The sequence below is a fragment of the Opitutus sp. genome (assembly GCA_024998815.1).
Lineage (GTDB): Bacteria > Verrucomicrobiota > Verrucomicrobiia > Opitutales > Opitutaceae > Rariglobus.
In genome coordinates this window covers 502,788-516,379 of the sequence record JACEUQ010000001.1, presented here as the reverse complement: position 1 = coordinate 516,379, position 13,592 = coordinate 502,788, and the positions used below count along the sequence as shown (strand labels likewise).

Sequence of the window (13,592 nt, the reverse complement as noted above, 5' to 3'; positions counted from 1 at the left end):
CCCCCGGGATTGCAGGTGTCGCAGCATGGGTTCGAGGTCCTCTTGTAACGTCACTCCGGCGAACTGCGCGATAAGCCCCACGAGCACAGGGTTTTGCGACTCCCATCTGTCTTGTAACGGCACGCAGGGATTCGGTAACGCCACCTCGGCGACCGGCTCGGCTTTAGGCTGGTGCACAACGGATTGCGTAGTTGGGATGTCTTGTAACGCCACCCGCCGTCGCGGCCCCCTCCGCCTTGAGTACCCCGGATTGGCCTTCCGCCACTCCTGCACCCGTTGGACATTTTCTGGGCCTTTCCAGTGGTCGAGGTTCTCCGGCTTCGCCAACCATTTGGCCTGACTGGCCGCCCGGCTCGCCCGTCGGCATCCCGGCTTCCCGCAGTAGCGCTGACGCTCGCGGTTATGCGCGTCGGGCAGAAAGAAATCGACACAGTGCAAACACTTGCGTGAACCGGTTGGATGCATCGCTGTGCATCCGCCAAGCGTCCCGCCGGTTCAATCTCCACCCATTCGCACCCCTCATATCCCCAGCCGGACAGGGAAGAAAACCCACCCACGGAAGAAGAGTATTACTCTTTTTAAGGGGAAGAAGATCCACCGAAGAAGAAGTGCATTCCTAACCGCCAGAAATAGACGCTTTCCCGCTCGCCGCTCACAACTTAGGCCCGGCTTCGGTTTACTTTGGGCTGGTCACCCTCCTCCGCCCCTTGCCTCATGCCCCATCCGCATTAAGCACCGAGCCACGCCCCTTTCCCATGCCCGCCACCGCCAAGATTAAACCCGTCATCAAACTCGATTTCACCGACTTCGGGTGCATTGACAAAGTGGACAACTGGTTCACCCGCGTCCTGCGGCGAGATTTCACGGTCGTGATCAGCGACAAACCCGACCTGCTCATCTTCCAGGAAGGCGGCCACCTCAACCGGCTCTACACCTGCCGTAAACTGTTCTGGACCGGCGAATCCATCCTGCCCGACTGGAAACGCACGGACTACGCGCTCACCTGCCACTACCTCGACGACCCACGCAACCTGCGTTTCCCTTACTACGTCTGGGGCAGCGAAGCCACCGCCGCCGAACTCATTAAACAACCCGGAGAGGTCGACGCCATCATCGCGCGCAAAACCAAATTTTGTTCTGCGGTCGTATCCAACGCCAACAAGCGCCGCACCACCCAGCGCGTCGAGTTCTTCAAAAAACTCCACGCCCGCAAACCCCTTGAATCAGGCGGGCGTTTCATGAACACGATCGGCGGCCCGCTGCCCATGGGCGGCCGGCCCAAGCTTGCCTTTAATCAGCCCTGCAAGTTCCACCTTTGCTACGAAAACAAAGAAATCCCCGGCTACACCACCGAAAAGCTGGTCGACGCCATGTGGGCGCGCTGCGTGCCGATTTATTGGGGCAACCCGCGTGTTGGCGAAGAGTTTAACACCAACAGCATGCTCTGCCGCTACGACTACCCCGACGACGAGACCTTTATCGAAAAGATTCTCGAAGTGGACCGTGACGAAGCCCAATACCGGGCGCTGCTCGAGCAACCGTATTTCCACGGCAACACGCCCAACCGGTTTTACAGCGAAGAGTACCTCCTGGAATTCTTTCACCGCATCATGGACGACCGCAGTAAACCCATCAGCCAGCACCGCCGCTTCTGGCATTTTGGCCGCTGGCGCCTCGCCAAGCGCATGCACTACTGAAACTAGCTGAGAGCTTCTAGCTTCTAGCTTTTAGCTCCCAGCTCATCCACCATGTCCCCCTCAGACACCCAGCCCTCTGGCCAACGTCCCGTGTGGCTCATTCTCTCCCATGGATTTAACATGGATGGCCGCGCCGCCAGCCAGACCATCACCGACAAAATCCCCTTTCTCTCCCGCTCGATTGAACCGGTGATCATCAGTGCGACCACCGGCACGCCCGATCCGGTTTTGGAGCACCACCAACTCAACGGTTGCGCCCCCTCCGCCCTCAAGTTCGACCTGCGCCACAGCCTGCGCCGCCGCTACGGCTCCGGTTTCACCTATAAGTTCTCCAAGGCCTTTTACTCGCTGCTCCTGCTCCCCTTTTACGCGCTGGAACGCCTCTGTATTCACCTCGAAAGCCAGTGGTCATGGTTTTACCCCGCCTATCGTCGCGGCTTAAAAGTTATCCGCGCCCGCCGCCCCGCGGTCATTTACTCCACCGGTGGGGCCAACAGTGCCCACCTCGCCGGCTACATGCTGGCGCGTAAAACCGGCCTGCCGTGGATCGCCGAAGTCCACGATCCGATGATCCACACCGCGATGAACCCCAAGCGCCAATCCACCCGCTGGGCCGCCTGGCTGGAGGGCCTGATTTGCCGCCACGCGCACGCCGCCTTTTGGTTCACCGACGAGGCCCTCGCTCGCGCTCGCGCCCGCCACCCCGAGTTGGGATCGCGCGGACACGTGATCATTCCGGGCGCCGAGTCACCCGATTTCAGCGCCACCACCTACGCCCCAGGCCCCGTCCTGCGAATCGGCCACTTCGGCTCGCTCAATGACTCGCGCAACCTCGAAGTGTTTTTCGCCGGCTGGGCCGAAGCCCTTCGCCGCGAACCGGCGATGGCCGCCGAGGTGGTGCTGGAAATCTACGGCAGCCAACTCGATAGCGTCTCCCAAGCCGCCCGCGACCGCCTGCCCCCCGAAGCCCGCATCACCGTCCTTGGCCGCCTCGAACAGGACCCGCTCACCGGCAAAAGCGGCCGTCGGCGGGTGCTGGAAGCCATGCGCCAAGTCGACCTGCTGCTTCTGCTGCACGGCACCGACGCCTTCTGCGAAGAGTACATCCCCTCCAAACTCTACGAATACCTCTGGACCCAACGCCCGGTGCTGGCCCTGACCTGGCGCAACCCGATGCTCGACCGGATTCTAGAAACCGAAGGCCACACTCACGTCATCGCCACGGATGCCGCCGCCGTCGCCACGGCGCTCATCGCTCACTGGCAGCGCTGGCGCACCCCCGGATTGCCCGACAATGGCCGCCCGTCGCCCTACACAAATCAAACGGCTGTATGCCAAATCCTCGCTTTAGCCGAAAGATTTAATCCCACCTCCACCCGCTTGACGCCATAGTCGATCAATATATCCTGAACCACATGAAAACCATCACACTTAATGTAAGTGAGCCGGTGTATGCCGATTTTCAGCGCTATGCGCAGGAGCAGGATCGACCCACCTCCGAACTCTTGCGCGAAGCCATGGAGCTGTATCGTCAATCCAAGATACGGCCCGTAAAGAGCTTGCGGGACATTAAGCCCTCCTCCGGTGGGGCCCTGCTGCAACCGTGGTCCAGCCGCAGTGAGCTTTTGGACGATTTTCTCGAAAAACCATGATTTACGGGGTCGATACCACTTTTTTGGTCCAGATCGAGTTACGTGAAGTCCCCGGACACGAGGCGGCCCGACTCTGGTTGGACCAAGCCTTGGCCAAACACGCGCAACCCCTGGCACTGGCGCCGCAGGTGCTCACTGAATTTATCCATGTCGTGACGGACCCGCGCCGGTTTACGACCCCGTTGACTATGGACGAAGCGCTCGCCAAGGCCCAAGGGTGGTGGGAAGCCTGTGAAGTGAAACCCGTTTACCCCACGCTGGATTCGACTCGCCTCGGGTTACTTTGGCTGCGCCAACATCGGCTGGGTCGTAATCGCTTACTCGATACACAATTAGCCGCCACCTACTACGCCGCCGGCATCACCCGCCTGCTCACGCTCAACATGAGTGATTTTGAGGTGTTTGGCGTGTTCCAGCCCGCACCCAGCTTTTAGCTCGTAGCTCCTAGCTTACAGCTCCTAGCTCACAGCTCCTAGCTCCTAGCTCACAGCTCCTAGCTCACAGCTCACAGCCCCGCCATGCCGCCCATCGTCCTTTACTGTAAATCCTACCACAACGACCTCAACCGGGTCGCGCGTCTGGCGGCCAGCATCACCCGTCACAACCGGGAAAAACTGCCCTTTTTCGTCAGCGTACCGCAGGCAGATATCGCGCTCTTCGAACCACTCGCCCGTGAACACGGTTTTACCCTCATCGCCGACGAAACGATCCTCACGCTCACCTTTGCCACCGGCAAAACCCGCACGCCGGCTTTGGAGCCACGCCAGTTGCAGCAGGTGGTCAAATCAGAGTTTTGGCGGCTGGGGCTCTGCCAAAACTACCTGGTGATCGACTCCGACTCGTGGTTCATCCGCCCCTTCGGCCGGGACGACTTTTTATACGAAGGCGACCAGCCCTACACGGTCATCAACGAGGGCTCGCACATGCTCCAGCATGCGGCGCGCACCGGCGAAACCAAGCGCATCCACCAATACCGCGAGTTGCGCCAACGCGCCAAGGCGCTGTTTAACCGACCGGGACGCCTCTACGATTTCGCCCCCACGCCCTGCGTCTGGTCGGCGACCGTATGGGAGGGCCTGTTTCGTGATTACGCCGAGCCGCGCAGTTTGAACTTCCAAGACCTGATCCTCGAATTCCCCTGCGAAACCCAGTGGTATGGCGAATACCTGCTGACTCACCCCGTGATTCCACTGCGACCGGTCGAACCCCTGTTTAAATGTTTCCATTATGCCGCAGACCAGGCCGAAAGTGCCCGACTCGGTGAAACCGAAGCGGTGCTGGCGGATAATTTTTTTGGAATCGTGAGCCAGTCCAACTGGGACCACGCCGCCGACCGCGTAAAACGCAAAAAACGCACTTGGAAAACCCTCTGGTTGGCCAAACGCTGAAAACAGTGCCCATCCGCCTACCACGTAAACTTGACCGCTTTCTGCATGACGCCTTCTCCGGCTTCAGTCGCTGCTGTGCACCACAGATCAAATTTACTGACCAATCGATGAAGATTAACTGCGAGCGTCTTTTCAACCCCGCAGAAGAAACCAAATGGGCCAACTCATTCGAGGATAATTATTACTCAAACCAGACCCTTCGCGTCTCCTCCCATGCACCAACTCGCCTATTGGAGCTACAAAACATTTACGTCACAGGAAGCGAAGCGTTTATTTTTTCCGACTCGCATACAGTCCTGCGACTTTGTGCCAGTTTGGATAAGCACCCTATCAGCAAAATTCGCCGTCCCGTCCGTCCGTTAGCCCTCCGCATCGACGAACCTGTGTTTCTGCTAGGCGGACGAGCGCCCGGTAACCGCGGGCACTTTTTAGTCGAACACCTACCGCGTATCCTATTGGCGCACCAACGTATGGGCAAAGAATTCCCTCGTAAGGTTCTGGTCACTCCCGGCCACGGCGGATGGCAACGGGAATACCTCAATGCGTTTGGATTCACTGGTAACGAAGTCATAGAGGCCAGCCCTGGCACGACTTGGTGCCGCCAAGCGTGGACCGTTCCCAATCTCAGTCGCACCGGCATCGCAGAATTATGCCCTCCGGAACTTTACATCGAAATGGTCAGGCGACTCGGACTACCCTCGGCAAAACCAGCTTCGCAACGATCCTCGATCTTCATTACACGTAAAGACGCTCCCGGCCGCCGCTTAGCAAATGAAGATGAAATCTATTCTATAGCGCAGCGATTCCTGCCTGAAATTCGACGCGTATCGCTCTCAGGCCTAAGTGTGGAAAAACAAGTAAATCTTTTTAATGAGGCTAAGATTGTGATCGGGCCTCACAGCCAGGCATTCCGTGGAACTCTCTATGCTCGCGACGCAATTATCATCCAACTCGTCCCTGGACACCGTTCCCACGACAACGAATACCGATTCTGGGCCGACAACTACAGCCTGATTGGCACCCTCAATAATAACCACCCGGTCTCACTTTATTCGGAAGATTCGCATGCTGGCGCCGCTGACAACGAATACCCAGCCCAGCGCTTCACCGTCGAATTGCCCGAGCTACTTGCCGGTGCCACTAAGCACGCCTTGTAATGATTATTGCACGAGTCATGGGCGGGCTGGGCAACCAGCTCTTTATCTATGCCGCGGCCCGCTCCCTCGCCCTCCGCACCGGCCGTGAACTCAAGCTCGACCTCATTAACGGGTTTGCCGAGGACACCTTCGGTAGATCCTACCTATTGGACCGATTTCCGATCCAAGCAACCATGGCAACCGCAGACGAAGTAAATCTTTACTATTTAAACAGCAAAAGCTTACGCCGACAAAGGAAACTCAACCGTTACCTTCCCTGCGCTTGGAAGAACTATTACGAAGAACGCAGCCTATTTGACCTTAGTCTGACTACGTTTAAGCCTCGTCGAGCCCAAGTATATTTGGAAGGTTATTGGCAACGAGAGTCCTACTTCACATTCCACTCATTTCAAATTCGTGAAGAGTTACGCCCTCAAGTTATGCTGTCGGCGGTTGACCAATTTCTAGCTACCCAAATTGAACAATCTGAAAGTGTCAGCCTACACATTCGCCGTAATGATTATGCGCACGTACTGGGCATTGGTTATTACGAACGAGCGATTAAGCACATGCGATCAATAGTAAAAAAACCAGTGTTTTTCATTTTCTCCGATAACCCAGCTTGGGCGAAAACCCATATACCATCAGCTGCAGACGTAATCCACGTTGACAGCAACACCACTCCCTCAGGAGCGGTAACAGATCTACATCTCATGAGCTGTTGCCGCCATCACATCATCGCCAACAGCACGTTCAGTTGGTGGGGCGCGTGGCTAGCGGCACACAACAAGCAAAAGGTGGTAGCTCCTGCTCATTGGGGTTACCGAGCCGCACCGGCAATGAACTGGACTGTCATTCCAAATTAAACCAATGAAACGGATTAAAATTGGCCTTAGGGATAAGATGTTTGCACACGCTAAAACGGCGGGGAGTGGCGTTTTAGATTTCCCAAATCTTCCGTTTGAGTGGGATCGTTCTTCTGCAGTATCTCCTCTTACCGTTTACACCGACGAAAATGTGGCCGACGCGGTGGCGCTGGAATCACAAACAAAAGTGGCGTGGTTATATGAGTCACCAGAAGTAACACGCAAGGCATATAAGTACATTACAAGCAACCCCGGTAAATTTAATCGAATTCTAACGTTCAACCAACCGATTTTAGAAAAATTCCCTCACGCACGGTTCACCCCAATAGGAGGTTGTTGGCTGCATGAAAAAGACTGGACGCTGCCAGAAAAAAAACGGACTTTATCTATTATCGCATCAGCCAAAAAGAGCCTACCAGGCCACAAACTTCGGCACACCGTTATCAATAATCACAAACCCCAGATAGATTTCATTGCTGGAAATGGTTATAAGCCTATAAGTCTGAAGATAGAAGCACTTCGCGATTTCCGCTATTCTATTTGCATCGAAAATTGCCGACAAAACTTCTATTTCAGCGAGAAACTAATCGATTGCTTCCTAACGGGCACTATTCCGATTTATTGGGGATGCCCAGGAATCGGTTTATTCTTTAATTTAGATGGATTAATTACATTCGAGCACCCATACCAACTCGAAAAAATACTAGCTGGACTAAGCGCTCTCGATTACGACCAGCGCCTTAGTGCAATCAAAGACAACTTTGAACGCGCAAAACGCTATGTCTACGTAGAGGAGCATATTTGGCGCAATGTTAACTCACTAATTAGTGAATAAAGATCACTCAATTTCAAGAAAACAACTTAATGATTACCCTACGCAATTTACGGAAATTAATCCGCCACTTATCACATGATCCAGCCGAAGCTCTTTGGTTTATTCGTTGTTATCGCACATGGCAGCGCTCAGCACCCGATGAATGGAAGGCCGATGTGAATGAACTCCGGCCCATATTAGGTGATCGAAAGTCGTCTGCTGGCTCAGCACGCGGACACTATTTCCTGCAAGACATATGGGCGGCCCAGCATGTCTACAAATATCAATCTACGTGCCATGTTGATATAGCCAGTCGCCTTGATGGTTTCGTCGGGCACGTAGTTAGTTTTTGTCCGGTCGAATATGTTGATATTCGCCCGCTGGATGCGCAAGTACCGGGACTTTCATGGGTAAGTGGAACCATATGCGAGCTGCCATATCCTGATCAATCCGTAAGCAGCTTAAGCTGCCTCCATGTAATAGAACACATTGGCTTGGGTCGATATGGAGATCCTATTGACCCCAAAAGCTGGAAATTGGCCCTTTCTGAACTAGCCCGCGTACTTGCTCCCGGTGGCCAGCTTTTGATTGGAACGCCCTGCGGTAAATCTCGGACTGTTTTTCACGCACACCGAGTGTTTTCACCCGCTCAAATCATCGACGCGTTGCCCGAACTCAAACTAGTAGAGTTTTCAATCATAAAGGACGACTCGGCAGTAAAGTGGGACCCTTTTTCAAAAATTGAAGATGCGCAGAACCTGAATTACGGGTGTGGCCTATTTCGGTTCACGCGTAATCAACTGAATTCATGCATTGCCCGCCTATAATCCAGCAACATGTCACCGGTTAGCCTACACCTCCGCGTCGTCAGGAAAATTGAACGCTTAATTCATGAAGCTTGGGCCGCTTGGTGTGGCAAATTTGGCCCAAAGCTTAAAATCACCACAAATCCGCCGCCTGCTTGTAATCGCAACGTAATCCGTGCTGCATCCCAAACAAAATGGGTTGAAACCCTTGAATCGGCTTTTTATTGCGATACTAAAAACCATATTATAGTAAGACATCCAGAAGTCTCAATCTGTAACCTTAAGGAAGTATCCATTATCGGCCGCGAGTCTTTCTTATTCACCGCCCCCCATGAGTTGCTCCGGCTCGATAGCAGTATGGACAATTCTCCTATTAAAAAAATACGCCGACCTATAGGGTTTATTTCTCGACGCATAGAGGGTCCTGTCGTATCATTGGGAAGCCGCTATACCGACAACCACTACCATTTCCTTTTCGAGCATTTGCCACTCATTCTTCTTGCCCGTGAGTTTATCGGAACAGCTAGCGAATTAAACATCCTGATAACCCCTGGACAATCATGCTGGCAAACGGAGTACCTGGCCAAACTAGGTGAGCAACCGAAGAAAATCATAGAATTGTCCTACGGAACACTTCAATGCGAGGATGCCTGGGTTATACCGAATCATCCGCTAACTGAACGATCACTACCATTTGAGTCAAAAGTATATCAAGAAATAGTACGTCTCTTGAAGATTGGGGTAAACCCAAAACGAAGAAATAGAAGCATCTTCATAACGCGAAAAGACGCTTCTCGTCGACGCCTAAAAAATGAAGATGAAATCTTCTCCCTGCTCCAACAAACACACCCTAATTTAGAGCGTATTGCACTTAGCCGTATTTCACTTCACGAGCAAATCACACTTTTTACGGAGGCTTGTTTTATTATTGGACCAGCTGGGCAGGCGTTCCGTAATGTTCTTTTTTGCGAGGGCGCATTATGTGTAGAACTCGTGCCGGGACATCGCACCTCAGGAAATATTTACCATGAGTGGATTTCTACCACAACACACCTTGCCCTGACTCATGGCAATCGATACCTCCCGCTTAGCGCCGATGAGGATTACCAGCAAGATGAAAGTGATTGGACCTTCCCTCTTGATAAAATAAGGAGCAGCATGGATAGATTACATAAACTTGGTGAATCAGGGGTTTAATCCACCACTTTTAATCTAGTCTATAACCTTTAAATCGTCCGGGGTTAGCCTCGGAGCCAAGCTCAACCCCTAATTTCTCTATAAATTCCCCTGATGGACGCGCATCATGTCGCAGATCGAAACGTGAAACTAATCTCCCTATTTTTAATGGATGCCGTGCATCTCTCCCAGCGCGCTATGCCCGTCACAATTGAAGAATTACGTCTCATTTGCCCTGAAATCAATATTCCGCCTCAAACCATTATCCGTCCCACTCAACGCGAAATATGGAACCACTACCTGCGCGGACGAATTGCTCGTGGATTCAAAGAAATTAGTAAGATCCCCCGCTGGTTTGGATTGAAGTAACGACAGTTCCACGGCCCAGCCTTAATCACTTGTCTTAAATTGCACCACGTCTCCTTCGTCGCGTCGTACATGTCAGCATCAATTCCCATAAGCGTATGCATCGTTGCAAAAAATGAAGGCAAAAACCTGCCGCGCCTACTCGCCAGCGTAAAGTCGTGGGTTGGCGAAATTATTGTCGTACTCAATAACACGACCGATGACAGCGAGGCTATTGCCCGCTCATTTGGGGCAAACGTCCACCGCCTCCCCTGGCAGGGATTCCGCGATACCAAAAATGCAGCCCTCGCCTTGTGCACCCTACCTTGGGTTCTCACGCTCGACGCCGACGAAGAAGTCTCCCCGGCACTGAAACAGGACATTCTTTCGTTTTTTGCAGGCGATGGACCCACTCGTTTTGCCGGTGTGAAATTCCCCCGAAAAGTGTGGCTGATCAATCGCTGGATTACCCACGGCGACTGGTACCCCGACTTGAGCCTGCGCCTGTTTCGCCGCGACGCCGCCAAATGGGGTGGGGACGCCCATGTGCATGAAAAAATCGAGATCACCGGTCCGTTGACCACGCTCAAGGGAGATCTGCACCACTACACCATGCCGTCGATTTATCAGTATATTAATAAAATCCCCTACTTTACTGACTTGGCGCTCAAGCAGCAGATCGAAAAGGGCCGCACATTTTCAATTCCATCGACTTTATTCCGCTCGTTTTGGCGTTTTTTCCGAGCCTATGTACTACGCCGCGGTTTTCTCGATGGCTATCCAGGACTACTGATCGCGGTTTTCACCGCCTTCTCCACGTTCGTCCGTTATAGCCGACTCTATGAACACCTCAATGGGAGAGACGCTGGCACCTCCCCAGGCGTTAACCACTAATCTTCACTCATTGGCACTGATTTTATACCCAGCAAGCACCTATTCATTTTGCCGCGAAAGAACACAGAGTTCGCATAGAAATACCCGGTTTGTGCTTTGCGCTCTTTTGCGACTAAACTGACTTGGCTTGATCCGACCTGATTCATGCCTTCGGCCCCGATCAGCATCATCGTCAGTACCTATAACCAGCCGGCCGCGCTGGACAGCATTATTGCGGCCTTGCTAGACCAATCAACCCGTCCGGCTGAAATCATCATCGCCGACGATGGCTCCAATTCGGATACCGCCGCGGTTGTCCATCGCCACCAAGCGCAGCACAGCGTTCAGGTAAAACACGTCTGGCACGAGGACCAGGGGTTCCGTAAAACCATCATCTTAAACAAGGCCATCGCCCAGGCCGCATCCTCTTATGTTATTTTTCTGGACGGGGATTGCGTTCCCTCCCGACAATTTCTCGCCGATCATCTCGGCTTGGCCGAAAGCGGTTATTTTGTCCAGGGGCGCCGGGCCTTTATTGCCGAGTCTTCGGTCGGCGATTACTTGTCAGGCAGAGTTTCGCTGACCCAGTTGGCTTTAACCGGTCGGCTGAGCGGTTTATTTAAAGCAGTCCGACTCCCCTGCCCCATCGTCCGTAAAAACCAGGGGCAACGCGGCCTCATCGGCTGTAATTTAGCCGTGTGGCGTGATGATTTAGTCGCGATCAATGGCTTCGACGAGGCTTACGCGGGCTGGGGAATGGAGGACTCCGATTTATGCAGTCGGCTTTATCACCTCGGTCGCCAGCGCAAATTGGTCCATGGCCGTGCGTTGGTTTATCATCTAAACCACCCGGTGGCGTCGCGGGCCCAAGTGCAAACCAACCAAGCGCGTCTGGCCCATGTGCTGACCACGCGGGCCGTTCGTTGTGACCAAGGACTCGATCGGCACCGAGTCTGAATCAACCCAAAATCACGCAGCAGTCTTGACCATCGATCACTTTTGAGCACTTTCGAGCCATGGCAGCAACCACCCTATTTCGGTCCCGAGTTCCCACGGCACGCCTGCGTAATGCGGAGAAAATCCTCGCACGCCTGGGAATGAAGCCCAGCGATGCATTTAATATATTTTTGGCGCAAATCGAAATCCGTAAGGATTTCCCCCTGACTGTTTCCACCTCAGCCGAACGATTGCTGACCACCGAGCAGCAGGGCAAAGAGTGGGAGGAAAAACTGGGTGCCTATTAAAGCTCATCCAGGTGAGGTCTGGATCGTTGATTTAGGCATGGCGGCCAAAGAGCGCCCTGTTCTCGTTCTGGCCTTTCCGCTACCCGATGATGCCCGTAGCTTAGTCGTTGTCGCACCGCTCACCTCCCAAATTCGTGGCTACCGCGGGGAAGTGGATATAGGTAAACCACGCTGGTTGCCCAAACAGTCAGCGGTCAACATTCAAGGCCTTGCCAGTATCGACCACCACGCCCTTCAGCGTAAACTAGGCACCCTCTCGACCGTAGACATGAATGCTGTAAAGATGGCATTAAAGGATTTACTGGCACTTTAAGCCGAACGCCTAAGTTTTAATCCTGTTATGAGTCGCCCTATTGCCTGGCAACGCGTTCCGCTTGCGAACGACGTCAAAAAGATCCTCGTCATCAAGATCAAGTACATCGGTGACGTCGTGCTGGCGGTGCCCGCGCTGCGGGCGTTACGCGCTCGTCACCCGCAGGCCGAGATTCATGTGCTCACCGCCGAGGACGCCGCCCACGGCCTCCGCCATCTTCCATGGATTAATAAAGTCTGGGCCCTTCCCCGTACCCGGGGGAAAATGCGGCTCAAGGAAACCCTGCCGATGCTGCGGGCCATGCGCCGTGAACGCTTTGACGCTTCAGTCGACTTGGTGGGTAATGACCGCGGCGCCTACCTCAGCCGGTTCATCGGTGCCCCTCGGCGTCTGGGCGTCGTGGTGACTGACGCCGGGTCACCGTGGCTGGCCAAGCTGATGTATAACGAACTGATTGATGATCCTGATACCACGCGGCATCAATCGGTGCGCGATTATTATATATTACAGGCGTGGGATATCCCGAAACCCTCAAGCTGGGAGGCCGAGGTTAAGCCCGATCCAACTCTGGCAAAAACCGCCGCCGAGTGGCTGCCGGGCAATTCCCTGTTGCTGCATGTGTCGACCAGCCAGGTAAAAAAGGAATGGGCGAGCGCCAGCTGGATCGAACTCGGGCAACAGTTGCTCAAGGCGAAGCAGACCGTTGTTTTCTCAAGTGGGGCCAGTGCGCGTGAACAGGCGCTCCTAGAGCCGTTGCGCGCCGCCGGGTTCACCTGCCTGCCGCCAACACCGGGGCTGGACTTGTTTATAGCTATTCTGGCCCGGCCTAAATTGTTTATATGCGGCGACACCGCCCCGCTGCATTTGGCAGCAGGATTGGGAGTGCCGACAATTGGGCTCTTTGGAGCGACGAGCTCGTCGTGTTGGGCTCCGCTCGGGGCCAATCAAGTGGCGATGCAAGGGGCTGAATGCGTGTGCAGCGGCCATTGGCGCGAGTGCCAGAATAACCAACCGTGTTTACAGGCCATTACCCCAGAGGCGGTATTGGAGCGAGCGCTGATCATTCTGAAACTACAGCGGTAAATCGGAAGAGTTCTTCGACTTTATCGATAGGTATCTCCCTCAATCCATTGGCCACAAAAAACACCAAATGACACAAAAAAACTTACTACTCCGGCACTTTATTGAATAATAACGGCATGGTTTAGGGTAAAAAGCGCAGGAGTCGTAAAAAGAAATCCAGCTGAAAAGCGCTCCGACTTTACCCTGTTTTTTGCCTCTT

The 13,592-nt window shown here is 53.9% G+C and carries 16 protein-coding genes; all 16 read left to right on the top strand.

The features are described from left to right. Positions 1 to 755 precede the first annotated feature (755 nt). The 16 genes from H2170_02160 to H2170_02085 all read left to right on the top strand — a co-directional run bounded on the left by H2170_02160 (position 756) and on the right by H2170_02085 (position 13,393). The gene (locus tag H2170_02160; protein ID MCS6298896.1) at positions 756 to 1,697 is read left to right on the top strand and encodes a hypothetical protein; all 942 of its coding nucleotides are present in this window, start codon (positions 756 to 758) and stop codon (positions 1,695 to 1,697) included. Positions 1,698 to 1,748: 51 nt separating this feature from the next. Beyond that, positions 1,749 to 3,089 carry a hypothetical protein gene (locus H2170_02155; protein ID MCS6298895.1) on the top strand — a complete coding sequence of 447 codons (1,341 nt, stop codon included), beginning with the start codon at positions 1,749 to 1,751 and terminating at the stop codon, positions 3,087 to 3,089. A gap of 23 nt (positions 3,090 to 3,112) precedes the next feature. Beyond that, complete coding sequence (locus tag H2170_02150; protein ID MCS6298894.1) at positions 3,113 to 3,349, top strand: hypothetical protein; 237 nt, start codon at positions 3,113 to 3,115, stop codon at positions 3,347 to 3,349. Then, positions 3,346 to 3,783: a hypothetical protein gene (locus tag H2170_02145; GenBank protein ID MCS6298893.1), complete on the top strand. Its 438-nt coding sequence runs from the start codon at positions 3,346 to 3,348 to the stop codon at positions 3,781 to 3,783. The genes H2170_02150 and H2170_02145 overlap by 4 nt, the downstream gene beginning before the upstream one ends. 84 nt (positions 3,784 to 3,867) lie before the next feature. After that, positions 3,868 to 4,737: a hypothetical protein gene (locus tag H2170_02140; GenBank protein ID MCS6298892.1), complete on the top strand. Its 870-nt coding sequence runs from the start codon at positions 3,868 to 3,870 to the stop codon at positions 4,735 to 4,737. Then, a complete protein-coding gene (locus H2170_02135) occupies positions 4,707 to 5,894 on the top strand; it encodes a glycosyltransferase family 61 protein (GenBank protein MCS6298891.1) in 1,188 nt (395 codons plus the stop codon). The genes H2170_02140 and H2170_02135 overlap by 31 nt, the downstream gene beginning before the upstream one ends. Before the next feature lie 17 nt (positions 5,895 to 5,911). Further along, positions 5,912 to 6,739 carry an alpha-1,2-fucosyltransferase gene (locus H2170_02130; protein MCS6298890.1) on the top strand — a complete coding sequence of 276 codons (828 nt, stop codon included), beginning with the start codon at positions 5,912 to 5,914 and terminating at the stop codon, positions 6,737 to 6,739. Between the two features lie 4 nt (positions 6,740 to 6,743). Beyond that, positions 6,744 to 7,574, top strand: a complete 831-nt coding sequence (locus H2170_02125) for a hypothetical protein (GenBank protein MCS6298889.1) — start codon at positions 6,744 to 6,746, stop codon at positions 7,572 to 7,574. Between the two features lie 29 nt (positions 7,575 to 7,603). After that, positions 7,604 to 8,380, top strand: a complete 777-nt coding sequence (locus H2170_02120) for a DUF268 domain-containing protein (protein MCS6298888.1) — start codon at positions 7,604 to 7,606, stop codon at positions 8,378 to 8,380. Positions 8,381 to 8,389: 9 nt separating this feature from the next. Next, the gene (locus H2170_02115) at positions 8,390 to 9,556 is read left to right on the top strand and encodes a glycosyltransferase family 61 protein (protein ID MCS6298887.1); all 1,167 of its coding nucleotides are present in this window, start codon (positions 8,390 to 8,392) and stop codon (positions 9,554 to 9,556) included. Between the two features lie 123 nt (positions 9,557 to 9,679). Beyond that, positions 9,680 to 9,904 (top strand): hypothetical protein, encoded by a 225-nt coding sequence (locus H2170_02110; protein MCS6298886.1) that lies wholly within the window; start codon positions 9,680 to 9,682, stop codon positions 9,902 to 9,904. A gap of 69 nt (positions 9,905 to 9,973) precedes the next feature. Further along, positions 9,974 to 10,774 (top strand): glycosyltransferase family 2 protein, encoded by an 801-nt coding sequence (locus H2170_02105; GenBank protein MCS6298885.1) that lies wholly within the window; start codon positions 9,974 to 9,976, stop codon positions 10,772 to 10,774. A 144-nt stretch (positions 10,775 to 10,918) separates the two neighbouring features. Continuing rightward, positions 10,919 to 11,710: a glycosyltransferase family 2 protein gene (locus H2170_02100; GenBank protein ID MCS6298884.1), complete on the top strand. Its 792-nt coding sequence runs from the start codon at positions 10,919 to 10,921 to the stop codon at positions 11,708 to 11,710. A 59-nt stretch (positions 11,711 to 11,769) separates the two neighbouring features. Beyond that, a complete protein-coding gene (locus tag H2170_02095; protein MCS6298883.1) occupies positions 11,770 to 11,997 on the top strand; it encodes a type II toxin-antitoxin system RelB/DinJ family antitoxin in 228 nt (75 codons plus the stop codon). After that, entirely contained in the window at positions 11,987 to 12,310 is a 324-nt protein-coding gene (locus tag H2170_02090; GenBank protein MCS6298882.1) for a type II toxin-antitoxin system PemK/MazF family toxin, read from the top strand. The genes H2170_02095 and H2170_02090 overlap by 11 nt, the downstream gene beginning before the upstream one ends. A 27-nt stretch (positions 12,311 to 12,337) precedes the next feature. Next, complete coding sequence (locus tag H2170_02085) at positions 12,338 to 13,393, top strand: glycosyltransferase family 9 protein (protein ID MCS6298881.1); 1,056 nt, start codon at positions 12,338 to 12,340, stop codon at positions 13,391 to 13,393. Positions 13,394 to 13,592: the final 199 nt, after the last annotated feature.